Origin of the sequence: Halopseudomonas formosensis (assembly GCF_900115905.1) — a bacterium.
GTDB classification, from domain to species: Bacteria; Pseudomonadota; Gammaproteobacteria; order Pseudomonadales; family Pseudomonadaceae; genus Halopseudomonas; species Halopseudomonas formosensis.
In genome coordinates, this window is record NZ_FOYD01000010.1 from 24,481 (window position 1) to 40,102 (window position 15,622).

General features: G+C 63.5%; 13 protein-coding genes. 8 read left to right on the plus strand and 5 right to left on the minus strand.

The window, feature by feature from the left end:
- Positions 1–202: 202 nt before the first annotated feature.
- Complete coding sequence (locus BM046_RS12965) at positions 203–1,453, minus strand: DUF2254 domain-containing protein (RefSeq protein ID WP_090540158.1); 1,251 nt, start codon at positions 1,451–1,453, stop codon at positions 203–205.
- A 67-nt stretch (positions 1,454–1,520) separates the two neighbouring features.
- Complete coding sequence (locus tag BM046_RS12970) at positions 1,521–2,012, minus strand: phosphate-starvation-inducible protein PsiE (RefSeq protein ID WP_090540160.1); 492 nt, start codon at positions 2,010–2,012, stop codon at positions 1,521–1,523.
- Between the two features lie 186 nt (positions 2,013–2,198).
- Here BM046_RS12970 and BM046_RS12975 point away from each other — a divergent pair, with 186 nt between their 5' ends.
- From BM046_RS12975 to BM046_RS12985, 3 genes are all read left to right on the plus strand, one after another.
- A complete protein-coding gene (locus BM046_RS12975) occupies positions 2,199–2,510 on the plus strand; it encodes a hypothetical protein (protein ID WP_090540162.1) in 312 nt (103 codons plus the stop codon).
- Between the two features lie 2 nt (positions 2,511–2,512).
- On the plus strand, positions 2,513–3,322 hold the full coding sequence (locus tag BM046_RS12980) for a TIGR03915 family putative DNA repair protein (RefSeq protein WP_090540165.1): 810 nt from the start codon (positions 2,513–2,515) through the stop codon (positions 3,320–3,322).
- Positions 3,323–3,415: 93 nt separating this feature from the next.
- Complete coding sequence (locus BM046_RS12985) at positions 3,416–4,651, plus strand: serine hydrolase domain-containing protein (protein ID WP_177197869.1); 1,236 nt, start codon at positions 3,416–3,418, stop codon at positions 4,649–4,651.
- A gap of 20 nt (positions 4,652–4,671) precedes the next feature.
- Here BM046_RS12985 and BM046_RS12990 read toward each other — a convergent pair whose 3' ends face one another.
- Positions 4,672–5,091 carry a GFA family protein gene (locus BM046_RS12990; RefSeq protein ID WP_090540170.1) on the minus strand — a complete coding sequence of 140 codons (420 nt, stop codon included), beginning with the start codon at positions 5,089–5,091 and terminating at the stop codon, positions 4,672–4,674.
- 429 nt (positions 5,092–5,520) lie between these two features.
- On the opposite strand from BM046_RS12990, the gene BM046_RS12995 reads away from it, so the two are divergent.
- Positions 5,521–6,864, plus strand: a complete 1,344-nt coding sequence (locus BM046_RS12995) for a KamA family radical SAM protein (RefSeq protein WP_090540172.1) — start codon at positions 5,521–5,523, stop codon at positions 6,862–6,864.
- A 68-nt stretch (positions 6,865–6,932) separates the two neighbouring features.
- On the opposite strand, the gene typA is transcribed toward BM046_RS12995, so the two are convergent.
- A complete protein-coding gene (typA, locus tag BM046_RS13000) occupies positions 6,933–8,744 on the minus strand; it encodes a translational GTPase TypA (protein ID WP_090540174.1) in 1,812 nt (603 codons plus the stop codon).
- A 119-nt stretch (positions 8,745–8,863) separates the two neighbouring features.
- Complete coding sequence (thiI, locus tag BM046_RS13005) at positions 8,864–10,318, minus strand: tRNA uracil 4-sulfurtransferase ThiI (protein ID WP_090540177.1); 1,455 nt, start codon at positions 10,316–10,318, stop codon at positions 8,864–8,866.
- Between the two features lie 321 nt (positions 10,319–10,639).
- On the opposite strand from thiI, the gene glnA reads away from it, so the two are divergent.
- From glnA to ntrC, 4 genes are all read left to right on the plus strand, one after another.
- The gene (gene glnA, locus BM046_RS13010) at positions 10,640–12,043 is read left to right on the plus strand and encodes a glutamate--ammonia ligase (protein ID WP_090540179.1); all 1,404 of its coding nucleotides are present in this window, start codon (positions 10,640–10,642) and stop codon (positions 12,041–12,043) included.
- A gap of 175 nt (positions 12,044–12,218) precedes the next feature.
- Complete coding sequence (locus BM046_RS13015) at positions 12,219–12,842, plus strand: DUF4124 domain-containing protein (protein WP_090540181.1); 624 nt, start codon at positions 12,219–12,221, stop codon at positions 12,840–12,842.
- 235 nt (positions 12,843–13,077) lie between these two features.
- On the plus strand, positions 13,078–14,154 hold the full coding sequence (gene glnL, locus BM046_RS13020; RefSeq protein WP_090540183.1) for a nitrogen regulation protein NR(II): 1,077 nt from the start codon (positions 13,078–13,080) through the stop codon (positions 14,152–14,154).
- Positions 14,151–15,572 (plus strand): nitrogen regulation protein NR(I), encoded by a 1,422-nt coding sequence (ntrC, locus tag BM046_RS13025; RefSeq protein WP_090540185.1) that lies wholly within the window; start codon positions 14,151–14,153, stop codon positions 15,570–15,572. The genes glnL and ntrC overlap by 4 nt, the downstream gene beginning before the upstream one ends.
- Positions 15,573–15,622: the final 50 nt, after the last annotated feature.

Genomic DNA, 15,622 nt, shown 5'->3' on the forward strand with positions numbered 1-15,622 from the left:
GCTGGGGTCAGATTGAAAGGAATTATCCAGGGCGCTTGAGTGACTAGCGCGACTTATCCAGTCCCAGCCGACGGCGCCAGCGGCCCAGACGCTTGCGCCACTTCAGGCGCAGGCGCGAAACCCGGATCGGCCGTTCCAGCTTAGCTAGCACAGCCCCATGGCAGCACGGCGACCGAGGGCCTGACCTGGGCCTGCGACGCCATCAGTCCTCTGCCGCCACCAGCGCCTGCAACCGCTGGCGATCGGTTTCGCAGTCCATTGCCTGCAGGCTGCGCTCCAGTGCCAGCGCCGCCTGCACCGCCGCGGCCTGTCGGAAGTCTGACCTGCCCAGACGCTGCAATGCAGCCAGGGATTTCTGCAGGCGCAGCTGTACCTCGATCAGCCGTGCACCATCCCGGGCCATGAGCATGAAGGCATCCTCGAACAGATCGGCATCGCTCAATGGGTGCAGGTGCAGTTGCGGATAACGCACCGGAACGTCCGCGCGACCTTCTGCCCAGTGCGCCAGCAGCCGGGTGAGTCGGCCGATCACATCGATTGCCGTACCCGGATCATTGGTCGCCGGGGACAGCGCCCGGGAGCCGATTTCAGCCATGACTGCCAGACCGAACCGCGGATCCTGATCGAAGCTGCGATTGGTCGCGATAATGAAATGGCCCGCCACCCTGCCCATCAGCCCGGAAGCCAGCCCATCGGGAGCATCCAGCCAGGCCAGCACGGTATCCTCGAATACGAAGGTGCCGGGATTGAGCGGCAGATAGGCTTCGCACCCCGCCTCCTCGCACAGATGGGCAATGGCCTGGATATCGATGAACTGGATGTAGCCGATCGTTCGGGCGTAGACCGGCGTGGCGCCGACCGGCAGAGTCGACAGGTCAAACCAGGGATTGGCACCCAGATAGGGCTGCTCCTGCCGTTCGGTCAGTGCTGCGCTGGTGGCCGCCTCGACCCGATCTATGGTGGTGCCGACCCGGCCGAGGGAAATCAGATGGTTGATCCAGCGCAGCAGCTGGATCACCACCAGGGCGATCACCACTATGGTGATGAGGAACAGCACGGCCCGGCCGCGCTCCCCATAGGAGCCGGTCTTGAGTACTATGATGCCCACTATGCTGAACAGGAAGGCACCGATGAAGGTCGACAGCACGTTGTTGGTAAGATCGTCTTCCATCAGCAGCCGCGTCGCCCGGGGTGTGACGTTGGTGGTAGCGGCGCTGAAGGCGGCGGTCATGACGCCGAGAGAAAAGGTGGTCACCGCCAGCATGCTGGATGCGATGATGTTGAGCAGGCTGTCGACTGCATCCGGCGTCAGATTGAACGGGATTTCCCAGGGGAAGATCCTTTCGGCCACCAGCGCCAGAACAGCCGTGAGCATGCCAGCGATACCGTAGGCCACCGCGCGCCACCAGAGTTGACGCCTGACCCGTTCATAGATCCAGTGCCAGTAGTTCACCTCAGCTCTCCTTTCCCTGTTCTGCGAAGCCTAGCACCGGTTCTCCAGGACTGCGCTCCGGGCTGCCTCAATCGGCCAGGTCATCACGCTCGGCACTGGCATCCTCGCGACTCCGCGCCCGCGGCAGGCCACCGGCAGCGACCGCCGGGAACCGGGCGGAAGCAAAGCGCACTACCAGGATGGCCAGCGCCAGCAGGAGGATGGCGCCCGAGACCATGACCACGCCCCAACCCGGCTGGTGATGATGGGAGATGTCGGAGATCAGCAGGCGTGTGAGCGCCGTGATGGCCACATAGATCATGAAGCGGATCGGCATGTGGTTGGTCTTGAAATAGATGCCCACCATGGCCGCCAGCTCGAGATAGATGAACAGCAGCAGGATGTCATCTATGGAGATATGGCCCTTGTCCAGCATGCCGATGAAGGCCAGGGTGCCGCCCCAGGCGGTGACCACCCCGATGGCGAACAGCGCCAGGTAATGGAAGGCCTCCACCAGCATGTTGCCCAGTGAATCCGCCACGCTGTGCATGCCAGCGCGCATACGCTCGATCCTGCTCATGTCCCTGTCTCCCTCTGGTCCGCTGGGCCAGCCTCAGTATGCCACCGGTGCCAGCCACCGGCGAGGCGGCAATCGCATCAGATCTGCAGTTTAATCTGCCGACCCGCTCTCAGCTGCCCGCGCAGCCCCTCTGGACCTGACGAGCCAGACCGATATACTGTATATGCACACAGTAAAAGGTGGCCCATGACTTCCGTTATCGACAAGCTCTCCATCCTCGCCGATGCGGCCAAGTACGATGCCTCCTGCTCATCCAGCGGCAGCCGGCGGGCGAACAGGAACACGGGGCCTGACAACTCCATCAGCACCCGACGCTTCCAGCACATTATCCGGGAAACCCTGAAGAATCTCGGCGTTGCCACCCGGCGGGCGCGCCATTTCATCAGCTGTCCCGGTCTGGCCGCCAGCCCCGACTGGGATACTCCGCAGCTGCGCGAACACCTGATTGCCCCCGCCGGTCGCCCGCTGCAATCGCCGCAACTGAGCCTGTTCGGGTAGCCATGGCCATCTATCTGACCGATGGCAGCTTCGAAGCCCTCCTGTGCGCGGTCTACGCGACCTATCGCAGCCCGGCGCCTGTGGCCATCGTCGACCGGTCGGCCTATCAGGCCAGCCTGCTGGATGACACGGTAGAGGTAACGACCGACCCGGGCATTGCCCGGCGGGTGTTGGAGGGCATCGATAACGTCAGCGATGGTCAGGCCGGACGGCTGTGCCTGATGATCTTCCTCTCGGAGTTCGCCGACGCCCCGCTGCTGGTCTGCCGCCTGATCCGCAAGCTGATGCGGGTCAGGCAGGCAGACTATCTGAAGAACTACGCCGACAGCGATGTTCTGCGCGCCGCCCAGATCCGCAAGATGATGGACCGGGAAATCCACCGCATGCACGCCTTCGTCCGCTTCCAGCAAGGGCAGGACGGCTTCTGGTATGCCCTTGTCGATCCCGACTTCGATGTACTGCCCCTGCTCGATGATCACTTCGTACGCCGCTTCGCAGACATGGGCTGGCGGATCTTCGATGTGCGCAGAGGTTATGGTATCGCCTATGACGGCGAGCAGGTGCGCCTGATCGATTCGCTGGGCGCGGTGCTGGATCCCCTGCGGGCGCAGCTCGACGAAGCCCGGCTGGACGGGCAGGAGACGGCCTTCCAGGAAATGTGGAAAGCCTACTTCAAGGCGGTCAACATCCCGGCCCGGGAAAATCGGCGCCAACACCTGCGGCAGTTACCGCCACGTTACTGGAAATACCTGTCGGAAAAGCAGCTGCAGCGCCCCGAGCGTCCCACGGACCTCAACCTGCGCGACCGCTGACCTGGAGCAGCTCAGCCGCGGCGCCGGGTTCTTCCGTTTCGGTGAGGCAGGATGCTATTGTGTGCCATCCTCCAGACAACAAGAAATACTGCCATGCTCAACACCCATTTCCGCTTTGCGCCCCTCCTTCGGCTGGGTCTCGCCTGCCTGCTGCTGACTACCATGGCCCACGCCGATACCGGCAGCATTGCGGCCGAACGCTTCCAGCAGCTGGATCAGGCCCTGCAGGCCGAGGTCGATCAGGGTCGTCTGGCCGGCATCGACGTACTGATCGAGGAGAACGGCAAGCTGCTGCATCGCAGCCGCCACGGCTATCAGGACATCGAAGGCCAGGTCCCTCTGGCGGATGACAGCCTGTACAAGATCTTTTCCCTGACCAAGCCCGTCACCAGCGTTGCCATGCTCATGCTGCAGGAGCAGGGCAAGCTGTCGCTGGATGATCCACTGGAAAAGTATCTGCCGGAATTTGCCGATCTGCGGGTCGCCATTGCCGAGGGTCCCGACGGTGTGCCGGAGACAACCGTACCCCGCCATCCGCCAACCCTGCGCGAGCTGATGAACCAGACGGCCGGATTCAGCTACGGCGTATTCAGCCAGTCCCAGGTCGACACCCTGTATCTGCAGGCCGACCTGTTCAATACCGGACAGACCCTGGAGCAGATGGTCGCCAAGCTGGCGCAGCTGCCCCTGCTCAACCAGCCGGGCACCGTCTGGAACTACAGCCTGTCAGTGGATATCCAGGCGCGGGTAGTGGAAGTGGTCAGCGGCCAGCCCTATGACCGGTTCCTCGCCGAGCACATTTTCCAACCGCTGGGCATGAAGGAAACCGGTTACCACGTCAGCGCCGAACAGGCGCCGCGCCTGGCGGTCTCCTACAAGCCCGGTGAGAATGGACTGGAGCCGCAGGACAACAGCCAGTATCTGCACAAGCCGACCCTGACTCAGGGTGGCAGCGGGCTGATCTCCAGCATGAATGACTATCTGCGCTTTGCCCGCATGCTGCTCAATGGCGGCGAGCTGGACGGGGTGCGCCTGCTGTCCCCCGAGTCCGTCGCCGAAATGGCCCGCGACCAGCTGCCGCCGGAGGTCGCCGGCCCCTCCTGGGCGCCGGGCAACCGCTTCGGTCTGAATGTGGCGGTGGTCGAGGACAGCGATGCCGCCGGGCATCTGCCGGTCGGCACCTACTGGTGGTGGGGCATCCAGGGTCCCTGGATGTGGGTCGACCCGAACAGCGGGCGGATAGTCCTGGGCATGCTGCAGAACACCGACTACCGCCATTCACGGGTGGTTCACGGCACCGTCAGCAGCATACTGTTCGGCGAGCGCTGAGGCACGCAGGCGGGGCCGACTCAATCGGCGTCGGTGCGCTCGCTCTGCACCACGCCGGCCTCGAACCGGGGCAGGTCGTCGCCGACCGTCCACCAGCTGGCGGCCGAACCGACGTAGATATGCATGCCCGGACGCGCCGCCAGCGGTTCGTTGATCAACCCCGCACGGACGCGCAGGACCCCGGGCTTGGCCTCGGTGCGACTGAATATCGGTGACCCGCACCGGCTGCAGAAGAAGCGGTGCTTGCCCGGGGACGACTCGAAGGAGCGCAGCAGCTGCGCGCCGGTCAGCTCGAAGGCGTCCTCGGCCACCGGCAGGTTGCTGGCGAATGGCGTGCCCTGGGCCCGTCGGCATTGGGAGCAGTGGCACAGCTGGATCGCGGCCAGCTCCCCCCGGATTCGAAAGCGGACGCCGCCGCATTGACAGTGGCCTGTATGCACTCCATCACCTCGATCAGTCGTTGTTGGCTGGGGGCTGACACCCTAGCAGTTTCAGCGTCTGCCCGTCCCGTTCACCGGCGAAGAAGTGCTGCTGCGCGGCGTGACAGCGCTCAAGGTCGAAAGAGTCCTGCATGGCGTCCACTCCCCGTTGCATCAACATGTGTCGGACTATAGCCCAGCCACGGCGTCTGAACCGGCATTCTGCCGCGCGGACAATCTCTGAAACGACCGGCTTTGGACAACCAATTCTTTATTGCTGTATCCTTTTGCCCGTCCCGACCAGACTGTCGGCTGCAACAGACGAACCCGTCGCAGGCACCTCCCGCCAGTAAACCGATTGATTATCGACGACCTTACGCGCACGTTCTTTCCTGCGCGCACGCCTGCCTCGGTTGAACACCGATCAGATATATGTGAACAGCTCTAACTATGAAGACACTTGATTCCGCTGTTGCGATCCACGAGATCACGCAACACACCGCTACCCCTGAACGCTTCCGCGTCTACACCGCCCGCCAGCTCGACCAGATACCCCAGCTGCGCCAGCTTTCCGAGCAGCAGCGTTTCGACATGCGCGTAGTCGCCAGCGTGCTGCCCTTCCGCGTCAACCAGTACGTCATCGACCAGTTGATCGACTGGTCAGCGGTCCCCGAGGACCCGATCTTCCAGCTGACCTTCCCCCAGCGCGGCATGCTGGCGCCGGAGCACTTCGAGCGGGTGGCCCGCGCCCTGCGCGAGGAGTGGCCGGCGGCCGAGTTCAATGCGCTGGTGGCCGAGGTTCGCCACGCCCTCAATCCGCACCCCGCCGGTCAGCTGGAGCACAACATCCCGCAGCTGGACGGCGAGCGGGTCGAAGGCATCCAGCACAAGTACCGGGAGACGGTGCTGTTTTTTCCCAGCTCCGGCCAGGTCTGCCACAGCTATTGCACCTTCTGCTTCCGCTGGGCCCAGTTCGTCGGCGACAAGGACCTGAGAATCGCCGCCAGGGAGTCGAGCCGGCTGTGTGACTACCTACGCGCCCACCCTCAGGTCACCGATGTGCTGGTCACCGGCGGCGACCCGCTGGTAATGAAGACCCGCAACCTGCGCGCCTGCCTCGAGCCGCTGCTGGCGCCGGAGTTCGACCATGTGCGCACCATCCGCATCGGCACCAAGGCCCTGACATTCTGGCCCCAGCGCTTTGTCACCGACGAGGATGCCGATGATCTGCTGGCACTGTTCGAGGAGATCCAGGCCGCCGGCAAGCACCTGGCGATCATGGCGCATTACAACCACTGGCGTGAGCTGGAGCCAACCATCGCCCGCCAGGCCATTGCCCGCCTCCGCGCTACCGGCGCGCAGATCCGCGCCCAGGGCCCGCTGCTGGCGCACATCAACGATGATCCTGCAGTGTGGGCGCGGCTGTGGCAGACCCAGGTCGAGCTGGGCATCATCCCCTACTACATGTTCGTGGAGCGGGATACCGGCGCCCGGCACTACTTCGAGGTGCCACTGGTACGCGCCTGGGAAATCTACCGCGAGGCCATCCAGCGGGTGTCCGGCATCGCCCGCACCGCCCGCGGCCCGTCCATGAGTTCGGATCCGGGCAAGGTGGAGATCCAGGGCGTCACCGAGATCAACGGCGAGAAGGTACTGGCCCTGCGCATGATCCAGGGCCGCAATCCTGACTGGGTACAGCGCCCGTTCTTCGCCCGCTATGACGAGCAGGCGACCTGGCTGAACCATCTGCAACCGGCCTTCGGCGAGGAGCGCTTCTTCTTCGAGCAGGACTGACGCCGCGGCCTGAAACGAAAAAGCCCCCGATGCCTGCGCATCGGGGGCTTTTCCTTTACCGCCTGTACTCAGTTCTTGGCGGCGCGCTTGCGCTGGTTCTCGTCGAGCAGCTTCTTGCGGATGCGGATCGACTTGGGCGTTACTTCAACCAGCTCGTCGTCGTCGATGAACTCCAGCGCCTGCTCCAGGGTGAAGCGCACCGGCGGAGTCAGCTGCACGGTGTCGTCCTTGCCGGAGGCGCGCATGTTGTCCAGCTTCTTGGCCTTGGTCGGATTCACTACCAGGTCGTTATCCCGGCTGTGGATACCGATGACCTGACCTTCGTAGATCTCCTGACCCGGATCGAGGAACAGCTTGCCGCGCTCCTGCAGGGTTTCCAGAGAGTAGGTCAGTGCCTTGCCGGTGGCCATGGACACCAGTACGCCGTTCTGGCGGTGAGCGACATCGCCGCCCTTGATCGGACCATAGTGACTGAAGGTGGAGGCCAGGATGCCGGTACCCGAGGTCATGGTCAGGAAGTTGTTGCGGAAGCCGATCAGGCCGCGGGCCGGAATGGTGTATTCCAGGCGGATGCGGCCCTTGCCGTCCGGCGACATGTCGGTCAGATCACCCTTGCGCAGACCCATCTGCTCCATGAGTGCGCCCTGGTGCTGCTCCTCGATGTCGATGATGACGTTCTCGTAGGGCTCCTGCTTCTCGCCGTCGACCTCGCGGATGACCACTTCGGGGCGACCGATGGCCAGCTCGTAACCTTCGCGGCGCATGGTCTCGATCAGTACCGACAGGTGCAGTTCGCCACGGCCGGAGACCTTGAACTTGTCCGCCGAGTCGCCTTCTTCCACGCGCAGGGCCACGTTGTGCAGCAGTTCCTTTTCCAGACGCTCCTTGATGTTGCGGCTGGTGACGAACTTGCCTTCCTTGCCGGCGAACGGGGAGTCGTTGACCTGGAAGGTCATGGACACCGTGGGCTCGTCCACGGTCAGCGGCGGCAGGGCTTCGACGTGGTTCATGTCGCACAGGGTATCGGAGATGAACAGCTCGTCCATGCCGCTGACGCAGACGATGTCGCCGGCCTGGGCCTCTTCGACTTCAACACGCTGCAGACCGGAGTGGCCCATGATCTTGAGAATACGACCCTGGCGCTTCTTGCCGTCGGCACCGATGGCCACCACCGGGGTGTTGCTCTTGATCTTGCCGCGGGTGATACGGCCGACGCCGATCACGCCCAGGAAGCTGTTGTAGTCCAGCTGGGAAATCTGCATCTGGAAGGGACCATCCAGATCCACCTTCGGCGGCGGTACGTGGTCGACGATGGCCTGGAACAGCGCGTCCATGTTGTCGTCCAGCTTCTCGTGGTCGAGACCGGCAATACCGTTGAGGGCACTGGCATAGACGATCGGGAAGTCCAGCTGCTCCTCATTGGCACCCAGGTTGTCGAACAGGTCGAATACCTGATCCACCACCCAGTCCGGACGGGCGCCGGGGCGGTCGATCTTGTTGATCACCACGATGGGGTTGAGACCGGCCTGGAAAGCCTTCTGGGTCACGAACCGGGTCTGCGGCATGGGGCCATCGATAGAGTCGACCACCAGCAGTACGCAGTCGACCATGCTCATCACCCGCTCCACTTCGCCACCGAAGTCGGCGTGGCCGGGGGTATCGACAATGTTGATGTGGTAGTCGTTCCACTTCAGCGCGGTGTTCTTCGCCAGGATGGTGATGCCGCGTTCCTTTTCCTGGTCGTTGGAGTCCATCACCCGCTCGTTTTCCGCTTCTTTGCGGTCGAGGGTGCCGGACAGGCGCAGCAACATGTCTACCAGGGTGGTCTTCCCGTGGTCAACGTGAGCAATGATGGCGATATTACGGAGTTTTTCGATCACGGGGCATTCCTGCTAGGGGCGACAGGCAGGCCTGTCGGAAAAAAAGAGTCACGCATTATACAGACACTGAGCCCACAGTGCCTGCATTTTCGTACAGACGGTCGCGATTTGTCCCGAACTCAGCCCTTGGGAAGGCGCAGCACCCGCACATTGTCGTGGCCGCGGTCGAGCAGATACTGGGCGTGCAGCCGGCTCATCACGCCCTTTTCGCAGTAAAGAAGATAGGCGCGGGCCGGGTCGAGTTCGGCAAAACGGCTGTTGAGCTGATAGAAGGGCACCTTGAGCACTTCAACGCCCTCCAGCTCCAGCGGCTTGAGTTCTTCCTCATCCGGATGACGGATATCCAGCACCACCTGGCCGGCCAGCGCCTGCTCGACGGTCTCCACCTGGGAGCCCTCCAGCTCCAGCTCCAGATCACAGCAATCGGTGGAGGTGGCCTGCTCCACCGCCGCATCCAGCACACTGAAATCGAAGCCCGTCTCGGCCGCCTCGACCTTGCGCACATTGGTGTGGATGTCCGGGCTGACGGAGATCACGCCGCAGTATTCGGGCATGCTGCTGGAAAACGCCTCGGTGCCGATGCGACGGGCGGTACGGATGATTTCGGTCTTGCTGGTGGTGATCAGCGGTCGCAGCACCAGCATGTCGCAGACCTGGTCGATGGCGGCGAGGTTGGGCAGCGTCTGGCTGGAGACCTGGGCGATGGCTTCGCCGGTCACCAGGGCATGATAGCCGTAGCGGTGGGCAATGCGACTTGCGGCGCGCAGCATCATGCGCTTGAGCACTACACCCATCTGGCTGTTGTCGACGTTCTGCAGGATTTCCGCGACCACTCCTTCAAAGGGCACGCTGATGAATCGCAGGCGATGACTGGCGGCGTACTTCTCCCACAAATAGTGCGCTACCTGGCGCACGCCCAGTTCGTGTGCACGACCACCGAGATTGAAGAACACAAAATGGGGCAGCACGCCGCGCTGGAGCATCTGGTAGCTGGCCACCGTGGAATCGAAGCCGCCCGACATCAGGCTGAGCACCGGCTCCATGGTGCCCAGCGGAAAGCCGCCGAGCCCCTCGTGACGGGCCTGAATGAGGAACACCCGCTGCTGACGTATCTCCAGCTGCACCACCACCTGCGGGTCCCTGAGCGATACCCCGGCCGGCACACCGGTCAGCATCAGGCGTGAACCTATCTCGCGGTTGACGTCGTTGGAGGTAAAGGGATGGTGGCCGACGCGCTTGCAGCGCACGGCAAAGGTCTTGCCCGCCAGCTGGTCGGTAAAGCGCTCGACGCACAGCTCGGCCAGCTCGTCCAGAGTCCCCAGCGGGTACTCGCGCACCTCGTGGATGTGGTTGATGCCGGGGGTGTTGCGCAGCCGCGCGAGCAGCGCTGTCTGCAACGCCGGATCGTCACCGGTGATGACCTCCAGGCTGTCCCAGTTGCCGCTGATTCGCACATCCGGATCGATCGCCTTGAGCAGCACCTTCAGGTTCTTGCGCAGCTGGCTGACGAAGCGCTTGCGCACCTGGGGTGACTTGATGGTGACTTCAGCGAAGAACTTGATAATGAGTTTCATAGGTAATATTCAGCGGTCGGCGGTGCGAAAGCGGCGCATTATACCTGCGCCGCCCGGATGCTGCGCAAAATACCGACAGATGCGCCAATATGGTGCGCAAGTCTGTTCCACGCACCGATCAAGTGCGCGATAATGGCGCCCAATTGCAGCATTGCACCGCGGATGGCGCTGCGACAGGGGTTTCGGCAGCCAGGCAAAGATGGCACAGCTTTTGCTGTCCTTGATAGGTGAATAACGAACCGGCGGGAGCCTTGCATTCCGCACCATTTCCAGGTCACGGCTGAACCCGTATCTGGGTAACGATTCCTTCTGGAGAACAGCATGTCGAAAGCGATCCAACTGATCAAAGAATTTGACGTGAAGTGGGTTGACCTGCGCTTCACCGATACCAAGGGCAAACAGCAGCACGTGAGCATGCCCGCCCGTGACGTCAACGAAGACTTCTTCGAGGAGGGCAAGATGTTCGACGGCTCCTCCATCGCGGGATGGAAGGGCATCGAAGCCTCCGACATGATCCTCATGCCCGACGACAGCACTGCGGTACTGGATCCCTTCACCGAAGAGCCGACCCTGATTCTGGTGTGCGACATCATCGAACCCTCTACCATGCAGCGCTATGAGCGCGATCCGCGCAGCATCGCCCGGCTGGCCGAGGAATACCTGAAGTCCACCGGCATCGGCGACACCGCCTTCTTCGGTCCGGAGCCGGAGTTCTTCATCTTCGACGAAGTGAAGTTCAAGTCCGACATCTCCGGCTCCATGTTCAAGATCTACTCCGAACAGGCCTCCTGGAACACCGACGCCGCCTTCGAGACCGGCAACAAGGGTCACCGTCCGGGCGTCAAGGGCGGTTACTTCCCGGTGCCGCCGGTCGACCATGACCACGAGATCCGCACCGCCATGTGCAACGCACTGGAAGAAATGGGCCAGACCGTCGAGGTTCATCACCATGAGGTGGCCACTGCAGGACAGAACGAGATCGGCGTCCAGTTCAACACCCTGGTAGCCAAGGCCGACGAGGTGCAGAACCTGAAGTACGTGGTTCACAATGTGGCCGATGCCTACGGCAAGACCGCTACCTTCATGCCCAAGCCGCTGTACGGTGACAATGGTTCCGGCATGCACGTACACATGTCCATCAGCAAGGACGGCAAGAACACCTTCGCCGGTGAAGGTTATGCCGGTCTGAGCGACACCGCCCTGTACTTCATCGGCGGTATCATCAAGCATGGCAAGGCGCTGAACGCCTTCACCAACCCCTCGACCAACTCCTACAAGCGTCTGGTGCCCGGTTTCGAGGCTCCGGTCATGCTGGCCTACTCCGCGCGCAACCGCTCGGCGTCGATCCGCATCCCCTATGTGACCAGCCCCAAAGCCCGGCGCATCGAGGCTCGCTTCCCGGACCCGTCAGCCAACCCCTATCTGGCCTTCGCCGCCCTGCTGATGGCCGGCCTGGATGGCATCCAGAACAAGATCCACCCCGGCGATGCGGCAGACAAGAACCTCTATGACCTGCCCCCGGAAGAGGCCAAGGAAATCCCGCAGGTGTGCGGCAGCCTGAAGGAGGCACTGGAAGCGCTGGACGCCGACCGTGGCTTCCTGACCAAGGGCGGCGTGTTTACCGACACCTTCATCGATGCCTTCATCGAGCTGAAAGCCGCCGAGGAGATCAAGGTTCGCACCTTCGTTCACCCGCTGGAATACGACCTGTACTACAGCGTGTAATCCCGGCAACACCCTGAACAAAGGCGCTCTTCGGAGCGCCTTTTTCGTTTGCCTGCGCGCCCTCCGACGACCGGTGCCGCCGGCAGTGCGAACGGCGTCGCACCATCCACCACGGCACTTGCCACACGGGCAATTGGGTGCAACCCTTGGGACAGTCTACAAGGGAGTGAATGGCATGCCGCGTTTGTTACTGCCCCTGCTTTGCCTGTGCCTGCTGCTGGCCGGTCCGGCCGGCGCCCAGATCTATTCCTGGACCGATGCCGACGGCAATCGGGTGTACTCCGACCAGCCCCGCCCGGGTGCCAGCACCATAGAACTCAAACCCACCAATGTGGTGGAGCCCACTCCGGCGCCCCCGGTATCGAGCCGTGGCAATACGCAAGGTGACCGGCCCAGCGGCCCGGTCTACCAGCGCCTGATGATCACCACCCCGGCCCACGACACTGCGCTGCGCAGTAACGAGGGTGATCTCACCCTGACCGTGGTCACCGAACCACCGCTCAGCGGCAGCCATCTGCTGAAGGTATCCATCGACGGGCAGCTCAGCCAGACCGGCGTGCCCGGTTCCGGTGCCGAGGTACATCAGTTGACAGTGCACAACATTGACCGGGGCAGCCATGAGGTCGCTGCGGTGGTAGTCGATGCCCGCGGTCAGGAGGTCCAGCGCACCGCCCCCATCACGGTGCACCTGCAACGCACCTCGCTGAATCAGCCGGCCCGCGGGGGTGCCAATCAGGCACCGCGCGCGCCGGCAGCTCCCCGCGCACCGAATGTGCCCCGTCCAGGCAGCGGCAGCTGACCAACCTCCGACATGTGCACCAACATGGTGCACATGCACTTTTTTCGTGCCATAGTTCAGTCACCACTACCTCTCTTCTGCTTCCCGGCGGCGCAGGCGCCTGTCCGCCGGGGCGCAGCGGCGCGGGCTGCTCCGATTCCGTGCGCTCCCTGCATGGCCTGCGGAATCTGGTTTGATTCTTGCAAAGAACAATCGCCCCCGTCACAACGGGAATAATCACCCGGGATAACGCCCTATGCTGCCTGAGCACCTTCTTCGCCAGATACTGGATAACCTCACCACTGCGGTGGTGCTGCTGGATGGGAGTCTGCGGGTCAGCTACATGAATCCGGCGGCGGAAATGCTTCTCGAGGTCAGCGGCCAGCGGGTACAGGGCCAACGGATCTCCAGCCTGTTCAGCGATGCAGTCGAATCCATGGAGTCGCTGCGCAACTCGATCAGCAACGGCCACCCCTTCACCAAGCGCGAGGCCCAGCTGAATCTGAGCAACGGTCAATGCCTGATGGTGGATTACTCGGTGACGCCGGTGCAGGCCTCCGAGCGCAACTGGGTGCTGCTGGAGCTGCTGCCCCGGGACCGCCTGCTGCGCATCACCAGGGAAGAGGCCCAGTTGTCCAAGCAGGAGGTCACCCGGGTGCTGGTACGCGGGCTGGCCCACGAGATCAAGAACCCCCTGGGGGGCATCCGCGGAGCAGCCCAGCTGCTGGCCCGGGAGCTGGTCGAGCCCTCCCTGCAGGACTACACCGACGTGATCATCCAGGAGGCCGACCGCCTGCGCAATCTGGTCGATCGCATGCTCGGCCCCTACCAGCCGCCGCGCCTGGCGCCGATCAACATCCACGAGATCACCGAGCACGTGTGCAGCCTGATCCAGGCCGAGACCCAGGGCAACATGGACATCCTGCGCGATTACGACCCGAGCATTCCCGACCTGCTGGGGGATCGCGAACAGCTGATCCAGGCGGTGCTCAATATAGTGCGCAACGCCATGCAGGCGATCATGGCCGAAGCCGATGGCCGGCGCGGCCAGATCATTCTGCGCACCCGCACCCTGCGCCAGTTCACCATAGGCTCCAAGCGCCACCGCCTGGTCTGCCGCCTGGAGATCACCGACAACGGCCCGGGCATTGCCCCGGGCATCCTCGACAGCATCTTCTATCCCATGGTCAGCGGCCGCGCCGATGGCACCGGCCTGGGACTGTCGATCACCCAGAACATAGTCACCCGGCACCAGGGTCTCATCGAATGCGACAGCGTGCCGGGCCACACCACCTTTACCCTGTTTCTACCGCTTCCCGGGGAGGATGAATGAGCCAAGCCGCCAATATCTGGATCGTCGATGACGACCGCTCCATCCGCTGGGTTCTGGAGAAGGCCCTGCAACAGGACGGCATGGAACCGACCTGCTTCGACAGCGCCGACAGCGCCCTGCTGCGCCTGCACCGGCAGCAGCGGCCCGATGTTCTGATCAGCGATATCCGCATGCCCGGCAGCAGCGGCCTGGAGCTGCTGTCGAATGTCCGCGAGCTGCACCCGGGGCTGCCGGTGATCATCATGACCGCGCACTCGGACCTGGACAGTGCGGTGGCCTCCTATCAGGGCGGCGCCTTCGAGTATCTGCCCAAGCCCTTTGACGTCGATGAGGCCGTGGCGCTGGTGCGCCGCGCGCTGGCCCACAGCAATGAACAGGACACGGTGCACGCCGGCCAGTCCACCCACACACCGGAAATCATCGGCGAGGCGCCGGCGATGCAGGAGGTGTTCCGCGCCATCGGGCGGCTGTCCCACTCCAACATCACCGTACTGATCAACGGCGAGTCGGGCACCGGCAAGGAGCTGGTGGCCCGGGCACTGCACCGCCACAGTCCGCGCTCGCGCAGCCCCTTCATTGCCCTGAACATGGCAGCCATTCCCCGGGAGCTGATGGAGTCCGAACTCTTCGGCCACGAGAAGGGTGCCTTCACCGGCGCCGCCGTGCAGCGCCGCGGGCGTTTCGAGCAGGCCGACGGCGGCACCCTGTTCCTCGACGAGATCGGCGACATGCCTGCCGAGACCCAGACCCGACTGCTGCGGGTGCTGGCCGATGGCGAGTTCTACCGGGTGGGCGGGCATGCCCCGATCAAGGTGGATGTGCGCATCATCGCCGCCACCCACCAGAATCTGGAGGAGCTGGTGCAGGCGGGCAAATTCCGTGAGGATCTGTTCCACCGGCTGAACGTGATCCGCATCCATATTCCGACGCTGGCAGAACGGCGCGAGGATATCCCGACCCTGGCGCAGCATTTCCTGGCCCGCGCCGCCAAGGAGCTGGCGGTGGAGCCCAAGGTGCTCAAGCCCCAGACCCAGGAATACCTCAAGGCGCTGCCCTGGCCGGGCAACGTGCGCCAGCTGGAGAACACCTGCCGCTGGATCACGGTCATGGCCTCCGGTCGCGAGGTGCTGGTGGACGACCTTCCGCCGGAGCTGCTCAACCAGCCGCACACCGGCACCACCGACAACAACTGGGAACAGAGTCTGCGCAACTGGGCCGACCAGCAGCTGACCCGCGGTGTCGGCAACCTGCTGGATCAGGCGGTACCCATCTTCGAGCGGGTCATGATAGAAACCGCCCTCAAGCACAGTGCCGGCCGGCGCGGGGATGCCGCCATACTGCTGGGCTGGGGCCGTAACACCCTGACCCGCAAGATCAAGGAACTGGGCATGCAGGTGGATGAGAACGGCGACGACTGAAGACAGCGGGCCGCGCCCTGCCCAGGCGCGGCCCGAAAGACGTCTGCAGC

Excerpts from the sequence above, each read along its gene's own strand:
- BM046_RS12970 (WP_090540160.1), bottom strand. The coding sequence starts at position 2,012 with ATGAGCAGGATCGAGCGTATGCGCGCTGGCATGCACAGCGTGGCGGAT.
- BM046_RS12975 (WP_090540162.1), top strand. The coding sequence starts at position 2,199 with ATGACTTCCGTTATCGACAAGCTCTCCATCCTCGCCGATGCGGCCAAG.
- BM046_RS12980 (WP_090540165.1), top strand. The coding sequence starts at position 2,513 with ATGGCCATCTATCTGACCGATGGCAGCTTCGAAGCCCTCCTGTGCGCG.
- BM046_RS12985 (WP_177197869.1), top strand. The coding sequence starts at position 3,416 with ATGCTCAACACCCATTTCCGCTTTGCGCCCCTCCTTCGGCTGGGTCTC.
- BM046_RS12995 (WP_090540172.1), top strand. The coding sequence starts at position 5,521 with ATGAAGACACTTGATTCCGCTGTTGCGATCCACGAGATCACGCAACAC.
- thiI (WP_090540177.1), bottom strand. The coding sequence starts at position 10,318 with ATGAAACTCATTATCAAGTTCTTCGCTGAAGTCACCATCAAGTCACCC.
- glnA (WP_090540179.1), top strand. The coding sequence starts at position 10,640 with ATGTCGAAAGCGATCCAACTGATCAAAGAATTTGACGTGAAGTGGGTT.
- BM046_RS13015 (WP_090540181.1), top strand. The coding sequence starts at position 12,219 with ATGCCGCGTTTGTTACTGCCCCTGCTTTGCCTGTGCCTGCTGCTGGCC.
- glnL (WP_090540183.1), top strand. The coding sequence starts at position 13,078 with ATGCTGCCTGAGCACCTTCTTCGCCAGATACTGGATAACCTCACCACT.
- ntrC (WP_090540185.1), top strand. The coding sequence starts at position 14,151 with ATGAGCCAAGCCGCCAATATCTGGATCGTCGATGACGACCGCTCCATC.